Annotated in this window: 24 protein-coding genes; 4 read left to right on the top strand and 20 right to left on the bottom strand. The window is 71.7% G+C overall.

The features are described from left to right. Window positions 1-180 precede the first annotated feature (180 nt). Entirely contained in the window at window positions 181-681 is a 501-nt protein-coding gene (bldD, locus tag E0F75_RS12695; RefSeq protein ID WP_015032294.1) for a transcriptional regulator BldD, read from the top strand. Window positions 682-932: 251 nt separating this feature from the next. On the opposite strand, the gene nusB is transcribed toward bldD, so the two are convergent. From nusB to E0F75_RS12765, 14 genes are all read right to left on the bottom strand, one after another. Next, window positions 933-1,370 carry a transcription antitermination factor NusB gene (nusB, locus tag E0F75_RS12700; protein ID WP_187622627.1) on the bottom strand — a complete coding sequence of 146 codons (438 nt, stop codon included), beginning with the start codon at window positions 1,368-1,370 and terminating at the stop codon, window positions 933-935. A gap of 2 nt (window positions 1,371-1,372) precedes the next feature. After that, on the bottom strand, window positions 1,373-1,939 hold the full coding sequence (gene efp, locus E0F75_RS12705) for an elongation factor P (protein WP_187622628.1): 567 nt from the start codon (window positions 1,937-1,939) through the stop codon (window positions 1,373-1,375). A gap of 49 nt (window positions 1,940-1,988) precedes the next feature. Further along, the gene (locus E0F75_RS12710; protein ID WP_187622629.1) at window positions 1,989-3,101 is read right to left on the bottom strand and encodes an aminopeptidase P family protein; all 1,113 of its coding nucleotides are present in this window, start codon (window positions 3,099-3,101) and stop codon (window positions 1,989-1,991) included. 120 nt (window positions 3,102-3,221) lie between these two features. Next, window positions 3,222-4,094 (bottom strand): AAA family ATPase, encoded by an 873-nt coding sequence (locus E0F75_RS12715; RefSeq protein WP_229312658.1) that lies wholly within the window; start codon window positions 4,092-4,094, stop codon window positions 3,222-3,224. Window positions 4,095-4,480: 386 nt separating this feature from the next. Then, the gene (aroQ, locus tag E0F75_RS12720; RefSeq protein ID WP_187622631.1) at window positions 4,481-4,927 is read right to left on the bottom strand and encodes a type II 3-dehydroquinate dehydratase; all 447 of its coding nucleotides are present in this window, start codon (window positions 4,925-4,927) and stop codon (window positions 4,481-4,483) included. Then, entirely contained in the window at window positions 4,924-6,021 is a 1,098-nt protein-coding gene (gene aroB, locus E0F75_RS12725; protein WP_187622632.1) for a 3-dehydroquinate synthase, read from the bottom strand. Before aroB ends, aroQ begins: the two co-directional genes overlap by 4 nt. Beyond that, window positions 6,018-6,539 carry a shikimate kinase gene (locus E0F75_RS12730; RefSeq protein WP_187622633.1) on the bottom strand — a complete coding sequence of 174 codons (522 nt, stop codon included), beginning with the start codon at window positions 6,537-6,539 and terminating at the stop codon, window positions 6,018-6,020. The genes aroB and E0F75_RS12730 overlap by 4 nt, the downstream gene beginning before the upstream one ends. After that, entirely contained in the window at window positions 6,536-7,720 is a 1,185-nt protein-coding gene (gene aroC, locus E0F75_RS12735) for a chorismate synthase (protein ID WP_187622634.1), read from the bottom strand. The genes E0F75_RS12730 and aroC overlap by 4 nt, the downstream gene beginning before the upstream one ends. A gap of 239 nt (window positions 7,721-7,959) precedes the next feature. Then, entirely contained in the window at window positions 7,960-8,787 is an 828-nt protein-coding gene (locus tag E0F75_RS12740; protein ID WP_187622635.1) for a shikimate dehydrogenase, read from the bottom strand. A 2-nt stretch (window positions 8,788-8,789) separates the two neighbouring features. After that, complete coding sequence (gene mltG / locus E0F75_RS12745) at window positions 8,790-10,694, bottom strand: endolytic transglycosylase MltG (protein WP_187622636.1); 1,905 nt, start codon at window positions 10,692-10,694, stop codon at window positions 8,790-8,792. Between the two features lie 102 nt (window positions 10,695-10,796). After that, the gene (gene ruvX, locus E0F75_RS12750; protein WP_187622916.1) at window positions 10,797-11,261 is read right to left on the bottom strand and encodes a Holliday junction resolvase RuvX; all 465 of its coding nucleotides are present in this window, start codon (window positions 11,259-11,261) and stop codon (window positions 10,797-10,799) included. Between the two features lie 2 nt (window positions 11,262-11,263). Next, the gene (alaS, locus tag E0F75_RS12755; RefSeq protein ID WP_187622637.1) at window positions 11,264-13,933 is read right to left on the bottom strand and encodes an alanine--tRNA ligase; all 2,670 of its coding nucleotides are present in this window, start codon (window positions 13,931-13,933) and stop codon (window positions 11,264-11,266) included. Beyond that, window positions 13,933-14,289, bottom strand: coding sequence for a DUF6167 family protein (locus E0F75_RS12760; protein ID WP_187622638.1), 357 nt, complete (start codon window positions 14,287-14,289; stop codon window positions 13,933-13,935). Before E0F75_RS12760 ends, alaS begins: the two co-directional genes overlap by 1 nt. 6 nt (window positions 14,290-14,295) lie before the next feature. Continuing rightward, window positions 14,296-14,733, bottom strand: coding sequence for a DUF948 domain-containing protein (locus tag E0F75_RS12765; protein ID WP_187622639.1), 438 nt, complete (start codon window positions 14,731-14,733; stop codon window positions 14,296-14,298). A gap of 158 nt (window positions 14,734-14,891) precedes the next feature. Here E0F75_RS12765 and E0F75_RS12770 point away from each other — a divergent pair, with 158 nt between their 5' ends. Next, a complete protein-coding gene (locus tag E0F75_RS12770) occupies window positions 14,892-17,216 on the top strand; it encodes a regulator (protein ID WP_187622640.1) in 2,325 nt (774 codons plus the stop codon). A 49-nt stretch (window positions 17,217-17,265) separates the two neighbouring features. On the opposite strand, the gene rpsD is transcribed toward E0F75_RS12770, so the two are convergent. From rpsD to E0F75_RS12800, 6 genes are all read right to left on the bottom strand, one after another. Beyond that, window positions 17,266-17,880, bottom strand: a complete 615-nt coding sequence (gene rpsD / locus E0F75_RS12775) for a 30S ribosomal protein S4 (protein ID WP_024758279.1) — start codon at window positions 17,878-17,880, stop codon at window positions 17,266-17,268. Window positions 17,881-18,236: 356 nt separating this feature from the next. Beyond that, window positions 18,237-18,926: an HNH endonuclease family protein gene (locus E0F75_RS12780; RefSeq protein ID WP_187622641.1), complete on the bottom strand. Its 690-nt coding sequence runs from the start codon at window positions 18,924-18,926 to the stop codon at window positions 18,237-18,239. A gap of 47 nt (window positions 18,927-18,973) precedes the next feature. Continuing rightward, window positions 18,974-20,326, bottom strand: a complete 1,353-nt coding sequence (locus E0F75_RS12785; RefSeq protein WP_187622917.1) for a replication-associated recombination protein A — start codon at window positions 20,324-20,326, stop codon at window positions 18,974-18,976. Between the two features lie 63 nt (window positions 20,327-20,389). After that, window positions 20,390-21,016, bottom strand: coding sequence for a vitamin K epoxide reductase family protein (locus E0F75_RS12790; protein WP_187622642.1), 627 nt, complete (start codon window positions 21,014-21,016; stop codon window positions 20,390-20,392). A 165-nt stretch (window positions 21,017-21,181) separates the two neighbouring features. Beyond that, window positions 21,182-22,444 (bottom strand): histidine--tRNA ligase, encoded by a 1,263-nt coding sequence (gene hisS / locus E0F75_RS12795; RefSeq protein WP_187622643.1) that lies wholly within the window; start codon window positions 22,442-22,444, stop codon window positions 21,182-21,184. Window positions 22,445-22,454: 10 nt separating this feature from the next. Next, entirely contained in the window at window positions 22,455-23,162 is a 708-nt protein-coding gene (locus E0F75_RS12800; RefSeq protein WP_030316256.1) for an MBL fold metallo-hydrolase, read from the bottom strand. Between the two features lie 172 nt (window positions 23,163-23,334). On the opposite strand from E0F75_RS12800, the gene E0F75_RS12805 reads away from it, so the two are divergent. Further along, a complete protein-coding gene (locus tag E0F75_RS12805) occupies window positions 23,335-24,141 on the top strand; it encodes a peptidylprolyl isomerase (RefSeq protein WP_187622644.1) in 807 nt (268 codons plus the stop codon). Window positions 24,142-24,340: 199 nt separating this feature from the next. Next, the gene (locus tag E0F75_RS12810; protein ID WP_187622645.1) at window positions 24,341-25,570 is read left to right on the top strand and encodes a DUF349 domain-containing protein; all 1,230 of its coding nucleotides are present in this window, start codon (window positions 24,341-24,343) and stop codon (window positions 25,568-25,570) included. Window positions 25,571-25,614 lie beyond the last annotated feature (44 nt).

Genomic DNA, 25,614 nt, shown 5'->3' on the forward strand with positions numbered 1-25,614 from the left:
ACGATACCAGGGGCGGACGGAGACCTCGCTCGCACCCCTGGCGCCACTCCGCGCGCCATCCCCCGGGAGGAGGCGGTACGGACCATTCGGCTTGACGGGAAAGAGTAACGCTGCGTAACCTCACAGTGAGTTACCAGCCGCGCGGCGCAGCCGCATGTCGTCACAGCGTCCGGGAGCGTTATGTCCAGCGAATACGCAAAGCAGCTCGGGGCCAAACTCCGTGCCATCCGCACCCAGCAGGGTCTCTCGCTCCACGGGGTGGAGGAGAAGTCCCAGGGCCGCTGGAAGGCGGTCGTGGTCGGTTCGTACGAGCGCGGCGACCGCGCGGTGACCGTGCAGCGTCTTGCCGAGCTGGCCGACTTCTACGGGGTGCCGGTGCAGGAGCTCCTGCCGGGCACCACGCCGGGCGGGGCCGCCGAGCCGCCGCCGAAGCTCGTGCTCGACCTGGAGCGCCTGGCGCACGTCCCCCAGGAGAAGGCGGGCCCGCTCCAGCGCTACGCCGCGACGATCCAGTCGCAGCGCGGCGACTACAACGGCAAGGTGCTGTCGATCCGTCAGGACGACCTGCGCACCCTCGCCGTCATCTACGACCAGTCCCCCTCGGTCCTCACCGAGCAGCTCATCAGCTGGGGCGTCCTCGACGCGGACGCGCGCCGCGCGGTCGCCCACGAGGAGAACTGACCCCTTCAGGGGACCCAGCAGAAACGTACCGCCGGGCCCGTGGACGTCATCCGACGTCCACGGGCCCGCCGCGTTCTCACCGTCGCGAACCCCGGTTCCTCCCGCCGTCGCGACGCCTGTCGCTTTCGCCGTCGCGAACGATGAGCCGGGGATACGCCGAAGGGGCCCGCAGCACGAGTGCTGCGGGCCCCTTCGACTGCCGGTGACGTCCCGGACCGATCCGACGCGATCGTCGGACAGGCCCTGCGGACTCAGGCGTCCATGTCCCGGCGCAGACGCGGCTTCAAGTCCTTGAAGCGCGCCAGCAGACCGTTGACGAAGGTCGGGGACTCGTCCGTGGAGAACTCCTTGGCGAGCTGCACCGCCTCGTCGATCGCGACCGCGTCCGGCGTGCCGTCCTCCCAGATCAGCTCGTACGCGCCGAGGCGCACGATGTTCCGGTCGGCGACCGGCATCCGGTCGAGGTCCCAGTCCACCGCGTAGGTCGCGATGAGCTCGTCGATCCGAGCCACGTGGGACGCATAGCCCTCGACCAGCTGCATGGTGAAGTCGTTCACCGGCGGCTGGCGGTCGTCCGACCGCGCGTGCCGGACCTGGTCCGCGAGAACCTCCTGGACGGAGGCACCACGCTGGTCCGCCTCGAAGAGGATCTGGAAGGCGCGCTTGCGGGCCTTGCTCCGAGCGGCCACGGTTACTTGTTCACCCGGCCGAGGTAGTCGCTGGTGCGGGTGTCGACCTTGATCTTCTCACCGGTGGTGATGAAGAGCGGGACCTGGATCTCGTGGTCCGTCTCCAGCGTGGCGGGCTTGGTGCCGCCGGTGGAGCGGTCGCCCTGGACACCCGGGTCGGTGTGCTTGATCGTCAGCTCGACGGCGGCCGGGAGCTCGACGTAGAGCACCTCGCCCTCGTGCTGGGCGACGGAGGCGGTGAAGCCCTCGATGAGGAAGTTGGCGGCGTCGCCGACGGCCTTGCGCTCGATCATGAGCTGGTCGTACGTCTCCATGTCCATGAAGACGAAGTAGTCGCCGTCCATGTAGGAGAACTGCATGTCGCGGCGGTCGATGGTGGCCGTCTCGACCTTGGTGCCGGCGTTGAAGGTCTTGTCGACGACCTTGCCGGAGAGCACGCTCTTCAGCTTGGTGCGCACGAAGGCCGGGCCCTTGCCGGGCTTGACGTGCTGGAACTCGACGACGGACCAGAGCTGGCCCCCGTCGAGCTTGAGCACCATGCCGTTCTTGAGGTCGTTCGTGGAAGCCACGGTTGCGAAATCTCCTGGACTGACGTGGGACCGTGGAGGCGTACGCGCCTTACAGCGCGAGCAGCTCCTTGGTCGTGATGGTGAGTAGCTCGGGTCCGCCGTCCGCCTCTTGGCGCACGACGAGCGTGTCATCGATCCGGACCCCGCCCCGGCCCGGGAGGTGGACCCCCGGTTCGACGGTGACCGGCACACAGGCGTCCAGTTTACCCATGGCCGAGGGTGAGAGCTGCGGGTCCTCGTCGATTTCGAGCCCCACCCCGTGCCCGGTGAGGGGTACGGCGGCCTCTCCGTGCCCCGCGGAGTCCAGAATCTGGCGGGCCGCCCGGTCCACGTCGCGGTACTCGGCGCCCGGTACGAGAGACTCCCGGCCGGCCCGCTGAGCGGCGAAGACGAGCTCGTACAGCTCGATCTGCCAGTCGGCCGGCGTCGTGCCGATGACGAAGGTGCGGCCGATCTCGCAGCGGTAGCCGCGGTAGTCGGCGCCGAGGCAGACGGAGAGGAAATCGCCCTCCTCGACCCGGCGGTCGGAGGGCCGGTGGCCCCGGCGGCCGGAGTGCGGGCCGGTCGCCACCGAGGTCGGGAAGGCCGCCCCGTCGGCGCCGTGGTCGACGAGCCGCCGCTCCAGCTCCAGGGCGAGGTGCCGCTCGGTCCGCCCCACCAGGATCGACTCCAGGAGCTCGCCGAGCGCCTGGTCGGCGATCTCGGCGGCGATCCGGAGACAGGCGATCTCGCCCTCGTCCTTGACGATCCTCAGCTGCTCCACGGCGCACGCGAGGTCGGCGAGCCGCAGTCCGGGCGCGACGGAGCCCATGGCCCGGTGCCGGGTCACGGTCAGATCGTGCTCCTCGACCGCCAGCGCGTCGGCGCCCGCCCGGCGGGCGAGGTCGACCGCGGCGACGGCCGGGTCTCCGCCCCCCGCGGGCAGGACCTGCCGGCGGAGGAGCTCGTCGAGCCGTCCGTCGGCCGGTTCGCCGGTGGGCACGACCGGGCAGAGCAGCACGTCCGCGTCGGGCTCTGGCCCGACGAGGAGGACCGCGCCCGGGGGCGAACCACCCGCGAGATAGCGGACGTTGGCAGGGCGGGAGACCAGGGCCGCCGGGCTGCCCGCGGCCGCGCACCGATCGCGCAGCCGTACACGGCGGTCCGCATACACCTCTGACATGCTCCGAGCGTACGAGCAGCGGGGCGCGGTGGCCTGTTCAGGACGGCCGACCGGGCGGGAACCCCCGCCGGGACGTGGCCGGGCCGCCACGGGCCGGGCCTCCCGGCCCCGGCCCGGGGGTCACCAGGTGGGTGGGCTGGCGATCGCGCGGGCCAGGACGTCGTCGAGGACGCGGGCGGTGGTCTCGACGTCGTACGTGGAGTTGTCGATGATCGGCAGGCCGGAGCCGTACCAGCCGGCCATCCGGCCGTGGATGGCGGCGACCTCCTCGTCCGAGAGGCGCCGGTTGCCGCTGCGCTCGGCGTTGCGCTCCAGGACGACCTCCAGACCGGGCAGGAGCACCACGGGCAGCAGCCCGGGACCGACGTGGCGCTTCCAGCCGCCGAGGCCGACGACGGGCCGGTCGGGGAAGACGGCGTCGTCGACGATGCAGGAGATGCCGTTGGCGAGGAAGTTGCGCGCGGCGAAGCCGCAGGTGCGGCGGGCGAGCCGGTACTGCGCCTCGGAGTGCTCGTTCCACCCGGACTGCGGGTCGGCGAAGCCGGAGCAGACCCACTCGCGGACGTCGTCGAGGCTGATGTGCGCGGTGGGCACCCGGCGGCGCTGCGCCCAGTGCCGGGCGACGGTGGTCTTGCCGGCGCCCGCGGGGCCGATGAGCAGCACGGCGAGGGTCGCGGCCCCGGTACCGCCGCCGTGCTCCACGGCGGGCGCGAGCGGCGCGCTCACGGGCGGCAGGGGCACGTGTCCGGTGAGGTCGGCACGCGGGGCCTGCCCGCCGGGGTACTGCGATCCGCCGGGATGCTGCGGACCGCCGGAATGCTGCGGTGCGGCCCCGGGACCGCCCCAGCCGGGCGTCCCGGGCCCCGCGGGAGGCGCGGAGTGCGGAGGCGGGGCGGAGTGCGGAGGCGGGGCGGCGTGCGGAGGCGGGGCGGCGTGCTGGGGCGGCGCGGCGTGCGGAGGCCGGGGCGCGCCGCTCTGGACGGTCGGGTGCACGCCGAGCCGGGATCCGGCGGGCGGACCCGGGTACGGGGCGCCGGGCGGAGGCGGCGGTATCGGCGGCCGCCCTCCGGGGGCGCCGCCGGCCGCGGCGGAGACGGGTCCGGCCGGCGCTCCGGTCCCGGCTCCGGGTCCCGGGCCGGTGCCGTGCCCGGGGACGCCCCCGGGCACGGGAGCGGAATCGGGAACGGGTCCCGGGCCGGTGCCGGGGCCGGTCGCCCGGCCCGATCGCTCCGGCGGTGGCAGCGGACCCCCCACTGCGTGCTGCATCCGGTCCCACTCCGTCTCGTACGCCTGTTGTATCCGGTGTATCCGGTGCGCCGGAACGTTACCGCCCCCGGCCCCCACAAGGGGAACGGCCGGGGCCTCCCCCTGGTGCCCTGTCAGCCCGTCAGTTCCTCGGCGAGCGCCCGCAGCGCCAGCCGGTAGGAACCGATCCCGAACCCGGCGACCGTCCCGGTCGCCACGGCCGCGACGACCGAGGTGTGCCGGAACTCCTCCCGCGCGTACGGGTTCGAGATGTGGACCTCGATCAGCGGCGCGGTCCGCTGGGCGGCCGCGTCCCGCATCCCGTACGAGTAGTGCGTGAACGCACCCGGGTTGATCACCACCGGGGTCGAGCGGTCCGCGGCCTCGTGCAGCCAGCGGATCATCTCGCCCTCGTCGTTCGTCTCCCGCACCTCGACGTCGAAGCCGAGCTCCGCGCCGAGGGTCTTGCAGGACTCGACGAGCCCCTTGTAGGAGGTGGCGCCGTAGATGTCGGGCTCGCGGGAGCCGAGCCGGCCCAGGTTGGGGCCGTTGAGCACCAGGACGGGACGGGGCTCGGTCACGCGGACACCTCGCCGTACGCCGCGATCAGGACGGCCGGGTCGGGGCCTTCCAGGACGGTCGGCCTGCCGATCCCGTCGAGCACGATGAAGCGCAGCAGGTCTCCGCGGGACTTCTTGTCCACCCGCATGGTCTCCAGCAGCTTGGGCCACTGGTCGCCGCGGTAGGTGAGCGGCAGTCCGACGGACTCCAGGATCACCCGGTGCCGGTCGGCGGTGGCGTCGTCGAGGCGCCCGGCGAGGCGGCCGAGCTCGGCGGCGAAGACCATGCCGACGGAGACGGCGGCGCCGTGGCGCCACTTGTACCGCTCGTTCTTCTCGATGGCGTGGGCGAGGGTGTGGCCGTAGTTGAGGATCTCGCGGCGGCCGGACTCCTTGAGATCGCCGGAGACGACCTCGGCCTTGACCCTGATCGAGCGGACGAGCAGCTCGGCGGTGTGGGGACCGGCGGGGGTGCGGGCCGCCTGCGGGTCCTCCTCGATGAGGTCGAGGATCACCGGGTCGACGATGAAGCCGGCCTTGATGATCTCCGCGAGGCCGCTGACGTAGTCGTGCACCGGCAGCGAGTCGAGCGCGGCCAGGTCGCAGAGGACCCCGACGGGCGGGTGGAAGGCGCCGACGAGGTTCTTGCCCTCGGCGGTGTTGATGCCCGTCTTGCCGCCGACGGCAGCGTCGACCATCGCGAGGACGGTGGTGGGTACGGCGATCCAGCGGACGCCCCGCAGCCACGTGGCGGCGACGAAGCCGGCCAGGTCGGTGGTGGCGCCGCCGCCGACGCCCACGATGACGTCGCTGCGGGTGAAGCCGGTCTGGCCGAGCGCCTTCCAGCAGTAGGCGGCGACCTCGGCGGTCTTCGCCTCCTCGGCGTTCGGCACCTGGATGGCGACCGTCTCGTAGCCCTGGTCGGCGAGGTCCGCGCGGAGCGCCTCACCGGTGTCGGCGAGCGCCTCCGGGTGGATCACGGCGACCCGCTTGGCCTGGTTGCCGATGAGGGCCGGGAGCTCGCCCAGCAGCTGCCGGCCGACCAGCACCTCGTACGGATCCGTGCCGCCGCTGCCCGCGACGTGGATACGGGTGACTTCCTGGTCCGTCGTCATGCGTCCTTCTTCAGATCCAGTGCCGCGAGGACCGCGTCCGCGACCTCTTCGGGGGTGCGGTCGTCGGTGGTGACGACGGCACGCGCGACTTCGGTGTACAGATGACGGCGCGCCTCCATCAGCTCGCGCCACTGACGGCGCGGATTGACGGCGAGCAGCGGGCGCGCGGTGTTGAGGCCGACGCGCCGGACCGCCTCGTCGACGTCCATCGAGAGGTACGCGACGGGCAGCCCGGCGAGCAGGGCGCGGGTTCCGGCGTCGAGGATCGCGCCACCGCCGAGGGCGAGGACGCCCTCGTGCCCGGCGAGGGCCGCGGCGACCGCGTCCCGCTCCAGGGCGCGGAAGCGCTCCTCGCCGTCCTCGACGAAGATGTCGGAGATCTCGCGGCCCTCGGCGGCGACGATGTCGGCGTCGGTGTCCCGGTAGGGCGCGCCGAGCCGTTCGGCCAGGAGCCCGCCCACCGTGGATTTGCCGGAGCCCATGGGCCCGACGAGGACGACCAGGGGACCGCCGGTCACCGGATGCGCAGGTTCTCGAGGTACGACCGCACGTTGCGACGGGTCTCCGGAACGCTGTCGCCGCCGAACTTCTCGACGACGGCGTCCGCGAGGACGAGCGCGACCATGGCCTCGGCGACGATGCCGGCCGCGGGGACGGCGCAGACGTCGGAGCGCTGGTGGTGGGCCTGGGTGGCCTCGCCGGTGGCGACGTCGACGGTGGCGAGGGCGCGCGGCACGGTCGCGATGGGCTTCATCGCGGCGCGGACCCGCAGCAGCTCGCCGGTGGTCAGGCCGCCCTCGGTGCCGCCGGAGCGGCCGGAGGTGCGCTTGAGGCCGTCCTCGGTCTTCACGATCTCGTCGTGGGCCTGGGAGCCGGGCACGCGGGCCAGCTCGAAGCCGTCGCCGACCTCGACGCCCTTGATGGCCTGGATGCCCATGAGGGCGGCGGCGAGCCGCGCGTCGAGACGCCGGTCCCAGTGGACGTGGGAGCCGAGGCCGACGGGCACGCCGTAGGCCAGCACCTCGACGACACCGCCGAGGGTGTCGCCGTCCTTGTGGGCCTGGTCGATCTCGGCGACCATCGCCTTCGACGCGTCGGCGTCGAGGCAGCGGACCGGGTCGGCGTCGAGCTTCTCGACGTCGGCGGGGGTCGGGTAGACGCCGTACGGCGCCTTGGCGGCGGCCAGTTCGACGACGTGCGAGACGATCTCGATGCCCGCGGTCTCCTTGATGAAGGAGCGGGCGATCGCGCCGAGGGCGACGCGGGCGGCGGTCTCCCGGGCGCTGGCGCGCTCCAGGATCGGCCGGGCCTCGTCGAAGCCGTACTTCTGCATGCCGGCGAGGTCGGCGTGACCGGGACGCGGCCGGGTCAGGGGGGCGTTGCGGCCCGTCTCCTTGAGCTCGGCGGGGTCGACCGGGTCGGCCGCCATGACCTTCTCCCACTTGGGCCACTCGGTGTTGCCGACCATGACGGCGATCGGGGAACCGAGGGAGAGCCCGTGCCGGACTCCACCCAGGAAGGTGATCTCGTCCTGCTCGAACTTCATCCGGGCGCCACGCCCATAGCCGAGGCGTCGCCGCGCGAGGTGGTCCGCCACCAGCTCAGTGGTGACCGGGACGCCGGCGGGAAGACCCTCCAGTGTCGCGACCAGCGCGGGTCCGTGGGATTCCCCAGCGGTCAGCCAACGCAACCTGCTCAACGATGCTCCTCATGCTCGCGCCTGGGTACTGCGACGGCGCGACCGGGTGCGCGGCCCTGGCCCGCCATCCCTGATCCTCCCACGTCCGCGGGACGAACCCGTCCTCCGGTCCAGCTGTCGGACGCGGATCCCGCCGTTCTCGGCCGGGACACGCGTCGGCGGGGCGGACTCCCGACCGCCCGGCCTGCCCCGCGGCGGTCTCCACCGCCGTGCTCCCGCTCGTCGGACCCGCGGTGGCGCTAGCGGGCCGCCAGGGCCTGTTCCCCCGCCGCGCGCATCGCCGCGAGCGGCGCCCTGGGGACGCCGGTCATCTGCTCGACCTGGAGGACGGCCTGGTGGACGAGGAGGTCGAGGCCGCCGACCACCTTGCCGCCGCGGTCGGACCAGGCCGCGGCGAGCGCCGTCGGCCACGGGTCGTACAGGACGTCGAAGAGTGTGCCGACGGCGTCGGGGACGGCGCCCGCGAGGGCGTTCGTCGTACCGGCGGGGGTGGTCGCGACGACCAGCGGGGAGGCGAAGGCCTCCGCCGCGTCGTCCCAGGCGGCGGTACGGAGCTCCACGCCGAGCCGCTCGCCCCAGCCGCGCATCTCCTCGGCCCGCGCCTCGCTCCGTACGTACGCGGTGACGGGTCCGTCGCAGATCCGGGCGAGCGCGGCGAGCGCGGAGGAGGCGGTGGCGCCGGCCCCGAGGACCGCCGCCGACTCCACCTTCTCGACGCCCCGCTCCCGCAGGGCGGCGAGCATGCCGGGGATGTCGGTGTTGTCCCCGACCCGGCGACCGTCCTCGCGGAAGACGACCGTGTTCACGGCCTCGACCGACGCGGCCGTGTCGCTGATCCCGTCGAGCAGCGGGATGATCGCCCGCTTGAGCGGCATGGTCAGCGACAGCCCTGCCCAGCTGTCGTCCAGCTCGCCGATGAAGCCGGGCAGCCCGGCCTCGTCGACGTCGAAGCGCTCGTACGACCAGTCGTCGAGGCCGAGCCCGGCGTACGCGGCCCGGTGCAGGACCGGGGAGAGCGAGTGCGCGATCGGCGAACCGAGGACGGCCGCGCGGCGGGACAGGGTCATGTTCAGTTCCCCGCGTTGAACTTGTCGACGAGCTTCTGGTGCTCGGCGAGCGTCTTGGCGAATTCGGTCTTGCTCATGCCGTCGGTGGCGACGAAGTAGATCCAGCCGTCCTTCGTCGGGTCGAGCATGGCGGCGAGGGCGTCGTTGCCCGGGTTGCTGATCGGACCGGGCGGCAGTCCCTTGTGCTTGTAGGTGTTGTACGGGTCGGTGTTGCTGTTCGCCTCCTTCTCGGAGATCTTGATCTCCGACTGACCCTTCAGGTAGTTGAGGGTCGAGTCGAACTGCAACAGCTGGAACGTCTCGCGGTTGTCCGGCTCCAGGCGGTTGTAGATGACCTCGGCCATCTTCCGGAAGTCGTCGTGCGTCTTGCCCTCCGCCTGGACCAGGCTGGCCACCGTGAGGAGTTCCCACGGCCCCTTGACGCCGAGCCCCTTCGCCTTCGCGTCGAGCTCGAGCTTCGTGTACTCCTGGTTGGCGCGCGAGACCATCTTGCGGAGCGCGTCCTCCGGCTTGGTGCCCTTCGCGACCGGGTAGCTCGCCGGGAAGAGGAATCCTTCCAGCGGGTCCTTGATGTCGGGGTGCTTCTTGGCCCAGTCCGGCAGGCCCAGGCTGTCCGCCTTCGCGAGCGCGACTCCCTTGGTGGTGCCCGGCTTGAGGTCGAGGCGCTTGTCGAGCTGGTCGTACACCCAGGCGTTCCGCTTGCCCTCGGGGATGACGAGGTTCGCCTGGCTGGCCGGGTCGAGCATCATCTTCACCGCGCTCTCGGCGGACATCTCCTTCTTCAGCGTGTACACACCCGCCTGGATGGAGAGGCCCTTGGGGTTGCGCCCCTGCGCGGAGACGAAGGCGTCGACGCTCTTGACGACGCCCGCCTTCTTCAGGAGGTTGCCGATGTCGTAGCCCAACGCGCCCTTGGGGATCTCGACCTGGACCTCGCCCGAGCCCGCGCCCGCGTAGTCCTCCGCCGCACCGAACTGGCCCTGCCAGAACTGGTAGCCGAAGTAGCCGACGCCACCGACGCCGCCCGCGAGGACGAGCGCGACGACCAGGCAGGCCACGCCGTTCTTGCCCTTGCGCTTGTTCGCCTTGCTCCGGCGTTCGCGGTCGCCGCCGCGGGAGCCCCGGCCGCGGCCCGGCTCCTCGTCGTACTCGTCGTCGTCCGGGTCTTCCTCGCCGGTGAAGAAGGGGTGCTTCTCCTCCTCCGGCTCCGGGCGGGCCTCTTCCTCCGGCGCCCAGTCGATCACCGGCTCCGGCGGGTTCTGCCGGCGGCCGGGAGGCTGGGGCGGGGGGTACGCCTCGGGCGTGCCGTACAGGTCGGGGTTCTGGCCGCCGTACGGATCGGCCGGAGTCCCGCCGTACGGCATCGCCGCCTGGCCCGTCTCCCAGTTGCCGTCGTACTGCTGTCCGAGGTGCCCGGGCGTGTCGTACCCGCCCTGGCCCTGGTACCCCGCCGCCCCGTACTGCTGCTGATGGTGCTGGTTCTGCTGCTGCTGGTGCTGGTTCTGCTGGTTCTGCTGGTTCTGCTGGTGCTGCTGGTGCTGCTGGTGCTGCTGCTGTTCGTACGCCTGCTGGTACTGCTGCTGCGCCGCGTGCTGCTGCGCCTGCTGCTGGTACTGCGCCTGCGCCTGCGGATCGACGTACCCCTGCGGCTGCTGCTGGTACTGCTGCGCATGCTGCTGGTGCTGGTTCTGCTGGTACGGGTCGCCCTCGTACGCCTGCGGGACCTGACCGGTCTGGCCACCCTGCCCGTACGGGTCCTGGTAGCCGCCGTGAACGCCCTGCTCGTACTGGTTTGCCTGCTGCGGGTGCGGGTAGTGCTGCTGCTGGCCCTCCCACCCCTGGTCCCCGTACAGCGGGTCCCCGGGGTGCCACGGTTCGGAGCCGGGGCTCCGGCCATACTCAGTCATCGATCCCCAAAACAGCCGCGAGGCTTCCGGACGATCCGCCTCTACGTAGTGCGGCAGCTGTTCGAACACCGCCGCATCGCGCGGAACGTTACCGTATCGCGATCAGATGACCACTTCGACGCCCTCGCCGGGCGGATTACCTGATACCCGTTCGGACTCAAGAGCGTTCTGAAGGATGATCACAGCGGCGGCCTGATCGATGACGGACCGCCCCTTCTTGGCCTTCACACCGGAGGCCCGCAGGCCCTGGGTCGCGGTGACCGTGGTCATCCGCTCGTCGACCAGCCGGACCGGCACCGGAGCGATGCCCTTGGCCATCTCCCCGGCGAAGGCACGGACCTTGGTCGCGGCCGGACCCTCCCGCCCGCTGAGCGAGCGGGGCAGGCCCACGATGACCTCGATCGGCTCGTACTCCTCGACGATCTGGCGGAGCCGCCGGTGGGCGGCCGGGACGTCACGTCCCGGCACGGTCTCCACCGGCGTGGCGAGGACCCCGTCGGGGTCGCACGAGGCGACCCCGATCCGGGCGTCCCCGACATCGACCGCGATACGGCGGCCGCGACGCATCGTCACGCCGTCTCCACCACGAGACGCTCGACCGCGGCGATGGCCTCGCCGACGGCCTGCGGGTTCGTACCGCCGCCCTGGGCGACGTCCGGCTTGCCGCCGCCACCGCCACCGAGGGTCTTGGCGGCCGTGCGGACCAGCTCGCCGGCCTTGAGACCACGCTCACGGGCGGCCTCGTTGGTGGCGATGACCGTGAGCGGCTTGCCGTTGGCCGTGGTGAACAGGGCGACGACGGCCGGGCGGTCGGACGGGATGCGGCCACGGACGTCGAGGACCAGCTTGCGCAGGTCGTCGGCGCCGGTGCCGTCCTGGACCTGGCCGGTGACGAGGGCGAGGCCGCGGATGTCCTGGGCGGAGTCGACGAGACCGGCGGCGGCCTGGAGGACCTTCTCCGCGCGGAACTTCTCGATCTCCTTCTCGGCGTCCTTCAGCTTGCCGAGCATGGCGGAGATCTTCTCGGGGAGCTCCTCCGGACGGCCCTTGACCAGCTCCTGGAGCTGGGCGACGACCGTGTGCTCGCGGGCGAGGAAGTTGTACGCGTCGACACCCACGAGGGCCTCGATACGGCGCACACCGGAGCCGATGGACGACTCGCCGAGCAGCTTCACCAGGCCCAGCTGGGCGGTGTTGCCGACGTGCGTGCCGCCGCACAGCTCCTTGGAGAAGTCGCCGATGGTGACGACGCGGACCTGCTCGCCGTACTTCTCGCCGAACTCGGCGATGGCGCCCTGGCGCTTGGCCTCGTTGATCGGCATGACCTCGGCGTGGACCTCCAGCTCGCGCGAGAGGACCTCGTTGATCTTCTGCTCGACGTCGGTGAGGACCGCGCCGGGGACGGCGTTCGGCGAACCGAAGTCGAAGCGGAAGCGGCCGGGCTGGTTCTCGGAACCGGCCTGGGCGGCCGTCGGGCCGAGGGCGTCGCGCAGCGCCTGGTGGGTCAGGTGGGTGGCCGAGTGGGCGCGGGCGATGGCCCGGCGGCGGCGCACGTCGATGGTGGCGTAGGCGGTGGCGCCCACGGTCACCTCGCCGACCTGCACGGAACCCTTGTGCACGGAGACACCGGGAACGGGCTGCTGGACGTCACGGATCTCGATGACGGCGCCGCTGTGCAGCCTGATCCGGCCCTGGTCGGCGATCTGGCCGCCGCCCTCGGCGTAGAACGGGGTGCGGTCGAGGACGACCTCGACCTCGTCGCCCTCGGAGGCGGCCGGCGAGGAGACACCGTTGACGAGGAGACCGACGACCGTGCTCTCGCCCTCGGTGTTGGTGTAGCCGGTGAACTCGGTGGCGCCGTTGCTGTCGGCGATCTCCCGGTACGAGGTCATGTCGGCGTGGCCGGTCTTCTTCGCCTTGGCGTCGGCCTTGGCGCGGTCCCGCTGCTCCTTCATCAGGCGGCGGAAGCCGTCCTCGTCCACGGAGAGGCCCTGCTCGGAGGCCATCTCCAGGGTGAGGTCGATCGGGAAGCCCCAGGTGTCGTGGAGCAGGAACGCCTTGTCGCCGGAGAGGATCGTGCCGCCGGCGGCCTTGGTCTCGGTGACGGCGGTGTCGAGGATGTTGGTGCCGCCCTTGAGGGCCTTGAGGAAGGCGGCCTCTTCGGCGAGGGCGACGGTCTCGATGCGCTTGCGGTCGGTGACCAGCTCCGGGTACTGCTCGCCCATCGTGTTGATCACGGTGTCGACGAGCTCCTGGACGACCGGACCGGTGGCGCCGAGCAGGCGCATGTTGCGGACGGCGCGCCGCATGATGCGGCGCAGCACGTAGCCGCGGCCCTCGTTGCCGGGGGTGACGCCGTCGCCGATGAGCATGACGGACGTACGCATGTGGTCGGCGACCACGCGCAGCGAGACGTCGCTGTCGTGGGCCTTGCCGTAGGCGACGCCGGTGAGCTCGGTGGCCTTGTCGATGACGACCTGGAGGGTGTCCGTCTCGTACATGTTCTGGACGCCCTGGAGGATCATCGCCAGGCGCTCGAGACCGAGGCCCGTGTCGATGTTCTTCGACGGCAGCTCGCCGAGGATCGGGAAGTCGTCCTTCCCGGTGCCCTCGCCGCGCTCGTACTGCATGAAGACCAGGTTCCAGATCTCCACGTACCGCTCGTCGTTGACGGCCGGGCCGCCCTCGACGCCGAACTCGGGGCCGCGGTCGTAGTTGATCTCGGAGCACGGGCCGCAGGGGCCGGGGACGCCCATCGACCAGTAGTTGTCCTTCTTGCCGAGGCGCTGGATGCGCTCGGCGGGGACGCCGACGACGTCGCGCCAGATCTGCTCGGCCTCGTCGTCCTCCTGGTAGACGGTGATCCAGAGCTTCTCCGGCTCAAGCCCGTAGCCGCCGTGCTCCACCGGGGTGGTCAGCAGCTCCCAGGCGAGCTTGATGGCGCCTTCCTTGAAGTAGTCGCCGAAGGAGAAGTTGCCGCACATCTGGAAGAACGTGCCGTGGCGGGTCGTCTTGCCGACCTCTTCGATGTCCGGCGTACGCACGCACTTCTGCACGCTGGACGCGCGCGTGAAGGGCGGCTTGACCTCGCCCAGGAAGTAGGGCTTGAAGGGCACCATGCCGGCGGGGACGAGCAGCAGAGTCGGGTCGTCCGCGATGAGCGACGCCGAAGGGACGACGGTGTGGCCGCGCTCCTCGAAGAAGCTCAGCCAGCGGCGGCGGATTTCAGCCGACTCCATCAGTGGTCCTCATTCCGGTTGTACGAGATCGTGGGAATTGAATGCGTGGTCGAGTACGGGGTGGAGCCGAGCGCGCCCCGGCGGCGCGGCTCCGGAAGCTCCCGGGCCTGAGCCGGGCCCGGCTCGCCGGGTGCGTCGAGGCCGAGCGCCTCCTCCAGTTCGGCCTCCCGCTGGACCATGCCCGCCCTCACGTCGAGGGCGAAGTCCTTGAGGCGGTGGCCGGTCTCGATCGCCTTGTTCGCCGCCTGGGCCGCGAGGCTCTCGGGGGTCAGCTGCTTCAGCTTCCGGTTGACCTTGGTGGTGGCCCACACGCCGGCGGCTGCGCCGGCCGTGAACCAGAACGTGCGGCGGAACATCGCGGCTCAGCCCTTCTGCTTCCGGCGTCGCGAGGACGGCACGGTACGGCCGACGATCACAGTACGTCGCGAGGAGGCCCGCGGCACGTCCGCGTCGTCCCCGCCACGGCCGAGCGCCTTGCGCACCCCGTAGCCGAAGGCCGCGACCTTGACGAGCGGGCCGCCGAAGGTGGAGGCGACGGTGGAGGAGAGCGCGGAGGCGTTGGACGTGACCTCCTGGACGTCCGAGGCGATGGCGTCGACCCGGTCGAGCTGGGTCTGTGCCGAGCGGACGGTCGCGGAGGCGTCGGCCAGCAGGGGAACGGCCTGCTCGGTCACGTCCGCCACCATCTTGGTGGTCGCCCTGAGCGTCTGCGCCAGCCTCACCAGAACCACGGCGAGGAAGGAGACCAGGATCGCCCAGAACACGGCCACCAGGATCCCGGCAACCTCTCCACCGGTCACTCTGCACCGCTCTCTGCTGTCGTTGGGCCCTTGCGAAAAGTCGTCCCCCGACCCTATCGCGCCCGGGCTGTCGCCCCGTACCGCATTACCGCCTGTGGGACGGGAGTTACGGGAACCGATTGTACGGAGCGCGCGGGGGTGAGTACGCTCCGTGTCCCATGCGACGGAGCAATCTCCCGGCGGAGCTCAACCGGTTCGTCGGACGGACCACCGAGCAGGCCGCACTGACGGCGCTCCTCGACGCGTCCCGCCTGGTCACGGTCGTGGGGGTGGGCGGGGTCGGCAAGACCCGGCTCGCCCTGAGGGCTGCCGCGGGGGTGCAGAAACGCTACAGCGACGGGGTGAGGCTCACCGAGCTCGCGCCGCTGCGCGACCCCGAGCTGATCGAGTACGCCCTGGTCGAGGCGCTCGACCTGACCGACCACACCCCGCGACCCCCGCGCGAGGTGCTCGTCGAGCATCTCGCCGAGCGGAGGACCCTGCTGGTCGTCGACGGTTTCGAGCACCTCGTGGAGCACTGCGCGCCGCTGGTGCGGGAACTCCTCGAGCACGCTCCCGGGCTCACCGTCCTCGCGGTCGGCCGACGGCCCCTGCGAGTGGCGGGCGAGGCCGTGTTCCCGCTGGCGCCGTTGGACGAGGACGACGCGATGACGCTGCTCGCGGAGCGGGCGGCGGAGGCGGGCGCGCCGAGCCTGCCGGGGACGGGGGCCGGGGCCGGAGCCGGAGCCGGAGCCGGAGCCGGAGCCGGGGCCGGGGCCTTCCACGGTGTTCCGACGCTGACGGGCGCGCCCGTCCACCCGGGCACGGCCCTGGCCCGGCCCGGATTCCCGGGAGGTCCGGCCGGAGGCCAGGCCCGGGCCGGCGGCCGGGACGCCGTACGGGAGTTGTGCCGGCGCCTCGACGGGATTCCGCTCGCCCTCGAACTGGCGGCCGGGCGGCTGCCGCTGCTCTCCGTCGAGCAGATGCTCCACCGCCTCGACGACCGCTTCCGGCTCCTCACGGACGGCGGGCGCGGGGCACTCGCCCGCCATCAGACGCTGCGCACCGCCATCGGCTGGAGCCATGAGCTGTGCACCCCGGAGGAGCGGCTCCTCTGGGCGCGGCTCTCGGTCTTCCCCGGCCCCTTCGACCTGGAGGCGGTGGAGTACGTCTGCGGGGGCCCGGAGCTGCCGCCGGATCGGATCCTGGATCTGCTCGGCGGGCTGCTCGCGCAGTCGCTGCTCACCCGTGAGGACACCCCGACCGGTCCCGCGTACCGGATGCTCGACACGGTCTCGGCGTACGGGGCGGAGTGGCTCGCGGCGCTCGACGACACGGAGCGGATGCGGCGGCGGCACCGCGACTGGTACATGGGCCTGGCCATCTGGTGCGAGCTGGAGTGGTTCAGCCCGCGCCAGCCCGAGGTGGCGGCCCTGACGGAGGCGGCGCTGCCGCATCTGCGGGCGGCCCTCGAACTGTGCCTGGAGCTGCCGGAGGACGCGCATCTCGCCCAGCACCTGGCGGGCACGCTCTGGTTCGCGTGGGTGGGCTGCGGGCGTCTCTCGGAGGGCCGGCACTGGCTCGACCGGGCGCTGGCGCTCGAATCCGGCCACGAGGAGGCGCGGCTCAAGGCGCTGTGGGTGCTCGGGTACGTGGCGGTGCTGCAGGGTGACGGTACGGCGGCGGTGGCGGCGCTCCACGAGTGCGGGGAGCGGGCCAGGTCCTCGCGGAACGCGCTGGCGGAGGCGTACGCGACGCACCGGATGGGCTGTCTCGCGCTGCTCACGGACGACATGCCGCGGGCCGAGGAGCTGATCGGGCGCGCGCTCGACGCGTACCGGGAGCTCGGCGAGCTGAACAGCAATGTGCTGATGGCGCAGATCGAGCTGGCGATGGCGCGGGCCTTCCGGGGCGACCAGGAGGGGGCGAGCGCGCTCTCCCGGGAGGTCAGGGAGGTCTGCGAGGAGCGGGGCGAGCTGTGGGCCCGGGCGTACGCCCTCTACGTGCTGGGGTATCTGGCGTGGAGCCGGGGCGCGTACGGGGAGGCGCGGGAACTGCTCACCGAGTGCGTGTCGATCAACGACAGCTTCCGTGATCTGGTCGGCCTCGTCCTGGCGATCGAGCTGCTCGCCCTGGTGACGGTGAGCGAGGGCGACGCGGCGGAGGCCGCGGTCCTCCAGGGGGCGGCGGTCCCGGTGTGGGACACGGTCGGTGTCCGGCTCTTCGGCTCGGAGGCGTTCGACGTGCCGAGGGCGCTGTGCGAGCGGCAGGCCGAGGAGGCGCTCGGCGCGGAGGCGTACGGTGCCGCGTTCCGGGCGGGCCAGGGGCTCTCGGCGGCGGAGGCGGTGGAGCGCGCGCTCGTGGCCGGCCGGAATCCGGCCGTCGGCGTCCCGGCGGAGGAGTCGGCACCGCGTCCGTTCCGCACCGCCGGCACGGCGGCGGTCCCGGGAACGCGGAAGCCCGCCGGCTCCCCCACCGGAAAGGGCGGGGAAGCGGCGGGCTGAACACCGCGGGGGTGGTACTACTTCCCCCGGCTTGCGCCGGGGGCCCGAATCAGCGGGCGTAGTACTCGACGACCAGCTGCTCGTCGCAGATGACCGGGATTTCCTTGCGGTTCGGGTCGCGGTCGAGGCGGAAGGCCAGGGCCTTCAGGTTGACCTGCAGGTAGCGCGGGGTCTCACCGTCGGCGGCGAAGCCACCCTCACGGGCGACCTCGAACAGCGGCTTGGTGCGGCTGCGCTCGCGGACCATCACGACGTCGTCGGGACGGACGCGGAACGACGGCTTGTCGACCTTGCCACCGTTGACCTGGATGTGGCCGTGGACGACCATCTGGCGGGCCTGGTAGATGGTGCGGGCGATGCCCGAACGCAGGACCAGGGCGTCGAGGCGACGCTCGAGCTCGACGACCAGCGCCTCGCCCGTCTTGCCTTCGGCCTTCTTGGCGCGGTCGTAGGCGCGCGCCATCTGGCGCTCGCTGATGTCGTACTGGGCGCGCAGACGCTGCTTCTCGAGCAGACGGACCTTGTAGTCCGAGTTCTGCTTGCGGCCACGGCCGTGCTCGCCCGGCGGGTAGGGGCGGGCCTCGAAGTACTTGACAGCCTTCGGGGTCAGCGCGATGCCGAGGGCACGCGACTTCTTGACCTTGGGACGGGACTGGTTCGGCATGAACCAACCTCTCTACTGGTACGAAACGGCTTCACCAGGGTTAGGGGAGGTCGCATCCGCAGCCGGGAAACCCAACGGGTCCGTACAGGACGGACCGTGCCGGGCAGCCGCTCCCAGGTCTGGGCACATACGTGCAGCACGCGAACGACCCACCGCCGCTCCCGGAATCCCGGGTGGTGGTGGGTGGCACGCGACACCTTCGAAGGTGCGCGACGCTCCTGGAAACCCCGCCCGAGGGCCGGGTCTCCGGCTGACTGTCCCGTTCTGGTGGTGCCGACCGGAGCCGGGCACGGGACGCAGCAATCCCGACCAGTGTACCGGCTCCGCGGGACTCCCTCGCACGCGGTCCTGCGGCCTCAGCCGCAGGTGTCCAGGAGCTCCTGGACGGCCTCCTTCTCCGGCGGGGAGACCGTGAGTCCGTACTTCGCCTTGATCCCGGTCCAGCGCCGGCCGTACGCGCACCAGTACGCGCTCCTCGGCGGCCGCCACTTGTCCGGGGTCCTGCTGCTCTTGTCGTGGTTCGTCCGCTTGTCGGTGGCGAGCAGCACGTCCAGGTCGTTGGCGAACGTCAGCCGCCGCTCGGGCGTCCACGCCCACGCGCCGGCTCGCCAGGCCGCGCCGAGCGCGACGACGTGGTCGGTCTGGATCTGCGAGGCCTTGCGGTACGAGTAGGGCAACTCCTTGCCCGTGTACGGGTCGTGCAGGACGCCGGACAGGACGACGCACGGGTTCCGGTCGCCGAGGCGGACGTCGTCGAGGTCCCGGTGCAGCACGTCGTCACGGGTGTCACAGCCGTTGCGCCCGCCGGGGGCGTCGGTCTCGTCGGACCAGCCGTTCCCGAACTTCGCGCGCTCGTACGTCCGCCAGTTCTCGCCCCAGGCGACCTTGAGGGCGGCGAGCTGCGTCCTCGCCCGGGCGGGGGTGGGTGGGAAGCCGGGGGTGACGAGGGGGACGGCGGAGGCCTTCGGCTCGGGCTCCGTGGTTTCGCCGGGTGCGCATGCGGCGGCGCTCAATGCCAGGACCAGCACGCCTGCTGTACGGATCATGGGGCGAGGCTAGGCGCGCGGGGTGCGGGTCCGGGCGGAGGGCGCGCCTACTCGACGCCCTTCAAGCGGGCCCTCACCCGCTCCACCACGTCCGCGTACCGCGCCTCCGCGCCGTAGCGCGTCGGTTCGTAGTACTGGCGGCCGTGGATCGTGTCCGGGGCGTACTGCTGGGCCGCGATGCCGCCCGGGACGTCATGGGGGTAGACGTAGCCCTGGGCGTGGCCGAGCTTGGCCGCGCCCTTGTAGTGGCCGTCGCGCAGATGCGGCGGGACCGATCCCGCGAGGCCGTTGCGTACGTCCGCCAGGGCGGCGCCGATCGCGGTGGTCGCCGCGTTCGACTTCGGGGCCAGGGCCAGGGCGATCGTCGCGTGGCTCAGGGTGAGCGCCGCCTCGGGGAAGCCGATCATCGCGACGGCCTGCGCGGCGGCGACGGCGATCGGCAGCGCGTTCGGATCGGCGAGGCCGATGTCCTCGCTCGCGGAGATCATGAGGCGCCGGGCGATGAACCGCGGGTCCTCCCCCGCCTCGATCATCCGGGCCAGGTAGTGCAGGGCCGCGTCCACGTCCGAGCCGCGGATCGACTTGATGAGCGCGCTGGCCACGTCGTAGTGCTGGTCGCCGTCCCGGTCGTACTTCACGGCCGCGCGGTCGACGGTCTCCTCGACCGTCTCCAGAGTGATCTCCGGCTCGCCCTTGGCGATGGCCGCGCCCGCGGCCGCCTCCAGGGCGGTCAGGGCGCGCCGGGCGTCGCCGCCCGCGACACGGAGGAGGTGCGCCTCGGCGTCCTCCGGGAGGGTCACCGCCCCGCCGAGCCCGCGCTCGCCGGTGAGCGCCCGGGTCATCAGGCCGCGCAGGTCGTCGTCGGTCAGCGGCTCAAGGGTGAGGAGCAGGGAGCGGGAGAGCAGCGGGGAGATGATCGAGAAGTACGGGTTCTCGGTGGTGGCCGCGATGAGCGTCACCCAGCGGTTCTCGACGGCGGGCAGCAGCGAGTCCTGCTGGGCCTTGGAGAAGCGGTGGATCTCGTCGAGGAAGAGGACGGTCTCCTTGCCGTAGCCACCGACCGCGCGGCGGGCTCCGTCGATGACGGCGCGGACCTCCTTGACGCCCGCGGTGATCGCCGACAGCTCCACGAACCGCTTGTTGGTCGCCTTGGAGACCACGTACGCCAGGGTCGTCTTCCCGATACCGGGCGGGCCCCAGAGGATCACGGACGAGGCGCCGGCGGGGCCGCCGTCGCCGTCGCCCACGAGTCGGCGCAGCGGCGATCCGGGCTTGAGCAGGTGCTTCTGCCCCACCACCTCGTCGAGGGTGCGCGGGCGCATCCGGACGGCCAGCGGGCTGCTGGCGGGGTCCTTCTCCTGGCGGTCTTCGGCTGCTGCGGTAAAGAGGTCGGGCTCCACAGTCATGAAGCCTAGGTCACGCCACCGACAGGCCGTCTCCGTCGGCGGTCCGCCGGCGGACGGTCAGCTGGTCCAGAAGTCCCACCAGCGGGTCAGGATCAGCATGCCGATGATCCCGATGTGCAGGACGGGGAGGATCCAGGTGAACTCGTCGAAGAAGGTCCTGAGGCCGCGGGGGGCGGGGATGACGCCGCTGCGGACGTTGTGCGAGGTCACGTACCAGAACATGACGATGGTGGCGACCCAGGCCAGGCAGCACCACAGGCACAGCGAGTTGATCTCGTACAGCGACTGGTACATCAGCCAGGTGCAGAATCCGACGCCGAAGAGGGTGCCGGCGTTGAGGCCGAGCCAGTACCAGCGGCGGTAGCGGGCCCCGGCGAGCAGGGCGAGGCCGATCGCGATCACCATGGCGTAGGTGACGAGGCCGAGCATCGGGTTGGGGAAGCCGAAGACCGAGGCCTGCTCGCTCTTCATGATGTTGCCGCAGGAGACGATCGGGTTGAGGCTGCACCCGGGGACGAAGTTCGGGTCTTCGAGGAGCTTGAACTTGTCGATCGTGATGACCCAGGCGGCGAGCACCCCGGCCGCTCCGGTGATCACGAGCATCCAGGCGAAGGCCTTGCCCGCCCCGATCGTGCCGTCGTCGTGCCGGCCGGACGCGGCCTCGTCCACCGCTGCCTTCGTCATGTCGCCTGTTCCCTCGCTCGCGAGCCTTGTGGGCACGGTCATTCTGCCGTACGGGGGAGCGCGCCCACCGTTCGCCGGAGATAAGTGAAGCGAACATAAGGGCGACGGGAAGGGGCCCGGACCCACGCGCGTGCGTGGGTCCGGGCCCCTTCTCCGGACAGTCCGTCAGGCCAGCTTGGCCCGTACCGCGTCGAGCAGCGCCTCCACGGTGACCGCCTGCTGCTCGCCGGACTCCATGTCCTTGAGCTGGACGACGCCCTCGGCGAGGTCGCGCTCACCGGCGACGACGGCGAGCCGGGCACCGGAGCGGTTGGCGTCCTTCATCGCGCCCTTGAGGCCCTTGCCGCCGAACGAGAAGTCCGCGGAGATGCCCTCCCGGCGCAGCTCGGTGACCTTGCCGAAGAGGATCCGGCGCGCCTCCTCGCCGATGGCCACGGCGAAGACGCTGGTGACGGCGGGGAGGTCGAGCTCGATGCCCTCCGCCTCCAGGGCGAGGACCGTACGGTCCACCCCGAGCGCCCAGCCGACGGACGGCAGCGCGGGGCCGCCGATCATCTCGGAGAGGCCGTCGTAGCGACCGCCGCCGCCGACCGCCGACTGCGAGCCGAGACCGCCGTGGACGAACTCGAAGGTCGTGCGGGTGTAGTAGTCCAGGCCGCGCACCAGCTTGGCGTCGTCCTCGAACGCCACGCCCGCCGCGGTGACCAGGGCGCGCACCTCCTCGTGGTACGCCTTGCACGCGTCGCAGAGGTAGTCGCCGAGCAGCGGGGCGCCGACGAGCTGCTTCTGCACGGACTCGCGCTTGTCGTCGAGGACGCGCAGCGGGTTGATCTCGGCGCGGCGCAGGGTCTCCTCGTCGAGGTCGAGCCCGCGCAGGAAGCCCTGGAGCGCCTCGCGGTAGACGGGACGGCACTCCTTGTCGCCCAGCGAGTTGAGCAGGATGCGGAAGTTCCGCAGCCCGAGGGAGCGGTACGCCTGGTCGGCCAGGATGATCAGCTCGGCGTCGAGCGCCGGGTCCTCGGCACCGATCGCCTCGGCACCGACCTGGGAGAAGTGGCGGTAGCGGCCCGCCTGGGCCCGCTCGTAGCGGTAGTACGAGCCGGAGTACCAGAGCTTCACCGGCAGGTTGCCCTGCTTGTGCAGGTTGGCCTGGAGCGCCGCGCGCAGGACGGACGCGGTGCCTTCCGGGCGGAGGGCGAGGTGGTCGTTGCCCTTCGTGGTGAGGGTGTACATCTCCTTGGTCACGATGTCGGTGGACTCACCGACACCGCGGGAGAACAGCTCGACGTTCTCGAAACCGGGCGTCTCGATGTAGCCGTAGCCGGAGTTCCTCAGCGGCGTGGAGATCGCGTCCCGGACCGCCAGGAACGTGGCGGAGCGGGGCGGGATCAGGTCGTACGTGCCCTTGGGGGCCTGAAAGGTGCTCACGAAAGTCTCGTCACATTCCTCGTCGGGGAGCGTCCGTGCTCCCGAGACCGGCGGCCACGTCCCGCAGATAGGGGTTCGTGGCGCGCTCCTGGCCGATGGTCGTCTGGGGACCGTGTCCCGACAGCACCACGGTCGAGTTGTCGAGCGGCAGGCACACACGGGCCAGCGAAGCGAGCATCTCGTCCATGTCACCGCCGGGAAGGTCGGTGCGTCCGATGGAGCCGGCGAACAGCAGGTCCCCGGAGAAGAACACGGAGGGGATCTCCGTGGTCTCCGGCATCCTGAAGGTCACCGACCCCTTGGTATGACCGGGCGCGTGGGCGACGGAGAAGTCCAGACCGGCGAGCTTCAGCTCGGCGCCGTCCGTCAGTTCTCGCACGTCGTCGGGCTCTCCCACGGTCAGCTCGCCCATGAGGGGCATCCCGATGGAGCGGCCGAGGGCCTTCTCCGGGTCGCTCATCATGTAGCGGTCCGACGGGTGGATCCACGCGGGGACGTCATGGGCGCCGCACACCGGGACGACGGAGGCGACGTGGTCGATGTGTCCATGGGTGAGGACGACGGCGACGGGCTTGAGCCGATGCTTCTTCAGCGTCTCCTCGACACCCTGGGCGGCCTGGTGGCCCGGGTCGATGATCACGCACTCCTCGCCTGCGGCGGGGGCGACCAGATAGCAGTTGGTCCCCCAGGCCCCGGCGGGGAACCCGGCAATCAGCACGTTCGTCCTTAGATGTCGTCCGGCACGGGGGCGCGGAATTCGCGGAACCCGCAGAAAACGCGGAATACGGCAGATCAGAGCCTACCGGCGGTGCCGGTTCCACAGCCAACCCGTATACGGTACGGGCACACCCGGCCAGGACAGGAACACACGAGCGACAGGAGCGGAACCGGTGGTCACCAGCGATCAGCGGCGGCGGCAGCTTGCCAGGGAGAAGTACGCGCGGCAGCAGCAGCGGCGGGAGGAGGGCCGGCGCAAGGCGAAGCGCCGCAACACCGTCGTCGCGGCCGCCCTCGCGGTGGTGCTCGCGGCGGGCGGCGCGGTGTACGCGTCCGTGGCGCTGACGGGCGACGACTCCCCCAAGGACAACGCGGGCTCCGACAACTCGGCGAGCGACTCGCCCAGCAGCCCGGCGCCCTCGCAGAGCGAGTCGTCGAGCGCCGAGCCGAAGATGTCGGTGGACGCGAAGGCCACGTACGCCATGGCGCTCAAGACGAACGAGGGCGACATCACGATCACCATGGACGCGGCGAAGACCCCGCGCACGGTGAACTCCTTCTCGCACCTCGCCGGGAAGAAGTACTTCGACGGGACGAAGTGCCACCGCCTCACCACCAAGGGCATCTTCGTGCTCCAGTGCGGTGACCCCAAGGGCGACGGCACCGGCGGCCCGGGCTACACCATCCCGGACGAGAACCTGGACGCCCTGGGCAAGGCGGGCGCGGACGGCTCGGTCACCTACCCCGCGGGCACCGTGGCGATGGCGAACACCGGGCAGCCGGGCAGCGGCGGCTCGCAGTTCTTCCTCGTCTACAAGGACACCAAGCTGCCGCCGAGCTACACGCCGTTCGGAAAGATCGACACGGCCGGTCTCCAGGTGGTCAAGGACGTCGCCGAGGCCGGTGTCACGGGCGGCGCCACCGACGGCGCCCCGAAGAAGGCCGTCACCATCGAGAAGGCGACCGTCGCGAAGAAGTGAGCCGGGGTCCGCACGCACGTGTGACCGCCGAATCTCGGTCGCGCTGAGTGCGGACAGCCGGGCCGCCGTTCGCCTAGATTGGCGTTGTGCAGCGTTGGGCCGTCGGCCGCGCTGCGGAAGGCGGGCGAGGCCCGCCGGGAAACTGTGGACGATGCCCGGGGGGTACGACCCCGCGACGGCATCATGGTGAGGAGGCGCTGTGAGCAGCGACCCGTGGGGCCGCGTCGACGAGACGGGCACCGTGTACGTGCGGACGGCCGAAGGCGAGAAGGTCGTCGGATCGTGGCAGGCCGGCACCCCTGAGGAGGCTCTGGCCTACTTCGAGCGCAAGTACGAGGGCTTGGTTGTCGAGATCGGCCTCCTCGAGAAGCGGGTGAAGACCACCGACCTCTCGGCGAAGGACGCCACCGCGGCCATCGAGCACATCCGCCAGCAGATCGACGAGCACCACGCCGTCGGCGACCTGGCCGCGCTCGCGACCCGCCTCGACAAGCTCGTCGAGACGGTCGACTCGCGCCGCGAGGAGCGCAAGGTCCAGAAGGCCAAGCAGACCGACGAGGCGCGCTCCGCCAAGGAGAAGCTCGTCACCGAGGCCGAGGAGCTGGCCCAGAGCGAGCAGTGGCGCTCCGCGGGCGAGCGGCTGCGCGCGCTCGTGGACACCTGGAAGGGCCTCCCCCGGCTCGACCGCAAGTCCGACGACGAGCTGTGGCACCGCTTCTCGCACGCCCGCTCGGCGTTCTCCAAGCGCCGCAAGGCCCACTTCGCCTCGCTCGACGCCCAGCGCGAGGACGCCCGCAAGGCCAAGGAGCGCCTGGTCGCCGAGGCGGAGTCGCTGTCGAGCTCCACCGACTGGGGCACCACGGCGGCCCGCTACCGCGACCTGATGACGGAGTGGAAGGCGGCCGGCCGCGCCCAGCGCGAGCACGAGGACGACCTGTGGAACCGCTTCCGCGGCGCCCAGGACGTCTTCTTCGCGGCGCGCGGCGAGGTCTTCGCCGAGCGGGACGCGGAGCAGACCGAGAACCTCAAGCTCAAGGAGGAGCTCGCGACCGAGGCCGAGAAGCTGCTGCCGGTGTCGGACCTGAAGGCTGCGCGCGCCGCCTTCCGCTCCCTCAACGAGCGGTGGGAGGCCATCGGCCACGTCCCGCGTGACGCCCGTCCCAAGGTCGAGGGCCGGATGCACACGGTGGAGCGGGCCATCCAGGAGGCCGAGGAGACCGAGTGGCGCCGGACGAACCCGGAGGCACGTGCGCGTGCCGCGGGTCTGACCGGTCAGCTCCAGGACGCGGTCGAGAAGCTGCGCAAGCAGATCGACGCGGCCCGCGCCGCCGGCAACGACGCCAAGGCCGACAAGCTCTCCCGTGAGCTGGAGGGCCGCCAGGCCCTGCTCGACCAGGCCGTGAAGGGCCTGGAGGAGTTCGGCGGCTGACACGCCGTGACCGTACGAGGAAGGCCCCCCGGCCGTGAGCCGGG

It is taken from the genome of Streptomyces sp. CB02980, assembly GCF_014451325.2.
Lineage (GTDB): Bacteria > Actinomycetota > Actinomycetes > Streptomycetales > Streptomycetaceae > Streptomyces.

What these genes read in the sequence shown, in the direction of transcription:
- bldD (WP_015032294.1), top strand. Translation starts at nt 181, where the DNA reads ATGTCCAGCGAATACGCAAAGCAGCTCGGGGCCAAACTCCGTGCCATC.
- E0F75_RS12710 (WP_187622629.1), bottom strand. Translation starts at nt 3,101, where the DNA reads ATGTCAGAGGTGTATGCGGACCGCCGTGTACGGCTGCGCGATCGGTGC.
- aroB (WP_187622632.1), bottom strand. Translation starts at nt 6,021, where the DNA reads ATGACGACGGACCAGGAAGTCACCCGTATCCACGTCGCGGGCAGCGGC.
- E0F75_RS12740 (WP_187622635.1), bottom strand. Translation starts at nt 8,787, where the DNA reads ATGACCCTGTCCCGCCGCGCGGCCGTCCTCGGTTCGCCGATCGCGCAC.
- mltG (WP_187622636.1), bottom strand. Translation starts at nt 10,694, where the DNA reads ATGACTGAGTATGGCCGGAGCCCCGGCTCCGAACCGTGGCACCCCGGG.
- ruvX (WP_187622916.1), bottom strand. Translation starts at nt 11,261, where the DNA reads ATGCGTCGCGGCCGCCGTATCGCGGTCGATGTCGGGGACGCCCGGATC.
- alaS (WP_187622637.1), bottom strand. Translation starts at nt 13,933, where the DNA reads ATGGAGTCGGCTGAAATCCGCCGCCGCTGGCTGAGCTTCTTCGAGGAG.
- E0F75_RS12760 (WP_187622638.1), bottom strand. Translation starts at nt 14,289, where the DNA reads ATGTTCCGCCGCACGTTCTGGTTCACGGCCGGCGCAGCCGCCGGCGTG.
- E0F75_RS12770 (WP_187622640.1), top strand. Translation starts at nt 14,892, where the DNA reads ATGCGACGGAGCAATCTCCCGGCGGAGCTCAACCGGTTCGTCGGACGG.
- rpsD (WP_024758279.1), bottom strand. Translation starts at nt 17,880, where the DNA reads ATGCCGAACCAGTCCCGTCCCAAGGTCAAGAAGTCGCGTGCCCTCGGC.
- E0F75_RS12780 (WP_187622641.1), bottom strand. Translation starts at nt 18,926, where the DNA reads ATGATCCGTACAGCAGGCGTGCTGGTCCTGGCATTGAGCGCCGCCGCA.
- E0F75_RS12790 (WP_187622642.1), bottom strand. Translation starts at nt 21,016, where the DNA reads ATGACGAAGGCAGCGGTGGACGAGGCCGCGTCCGGCCGGCACGACGAC.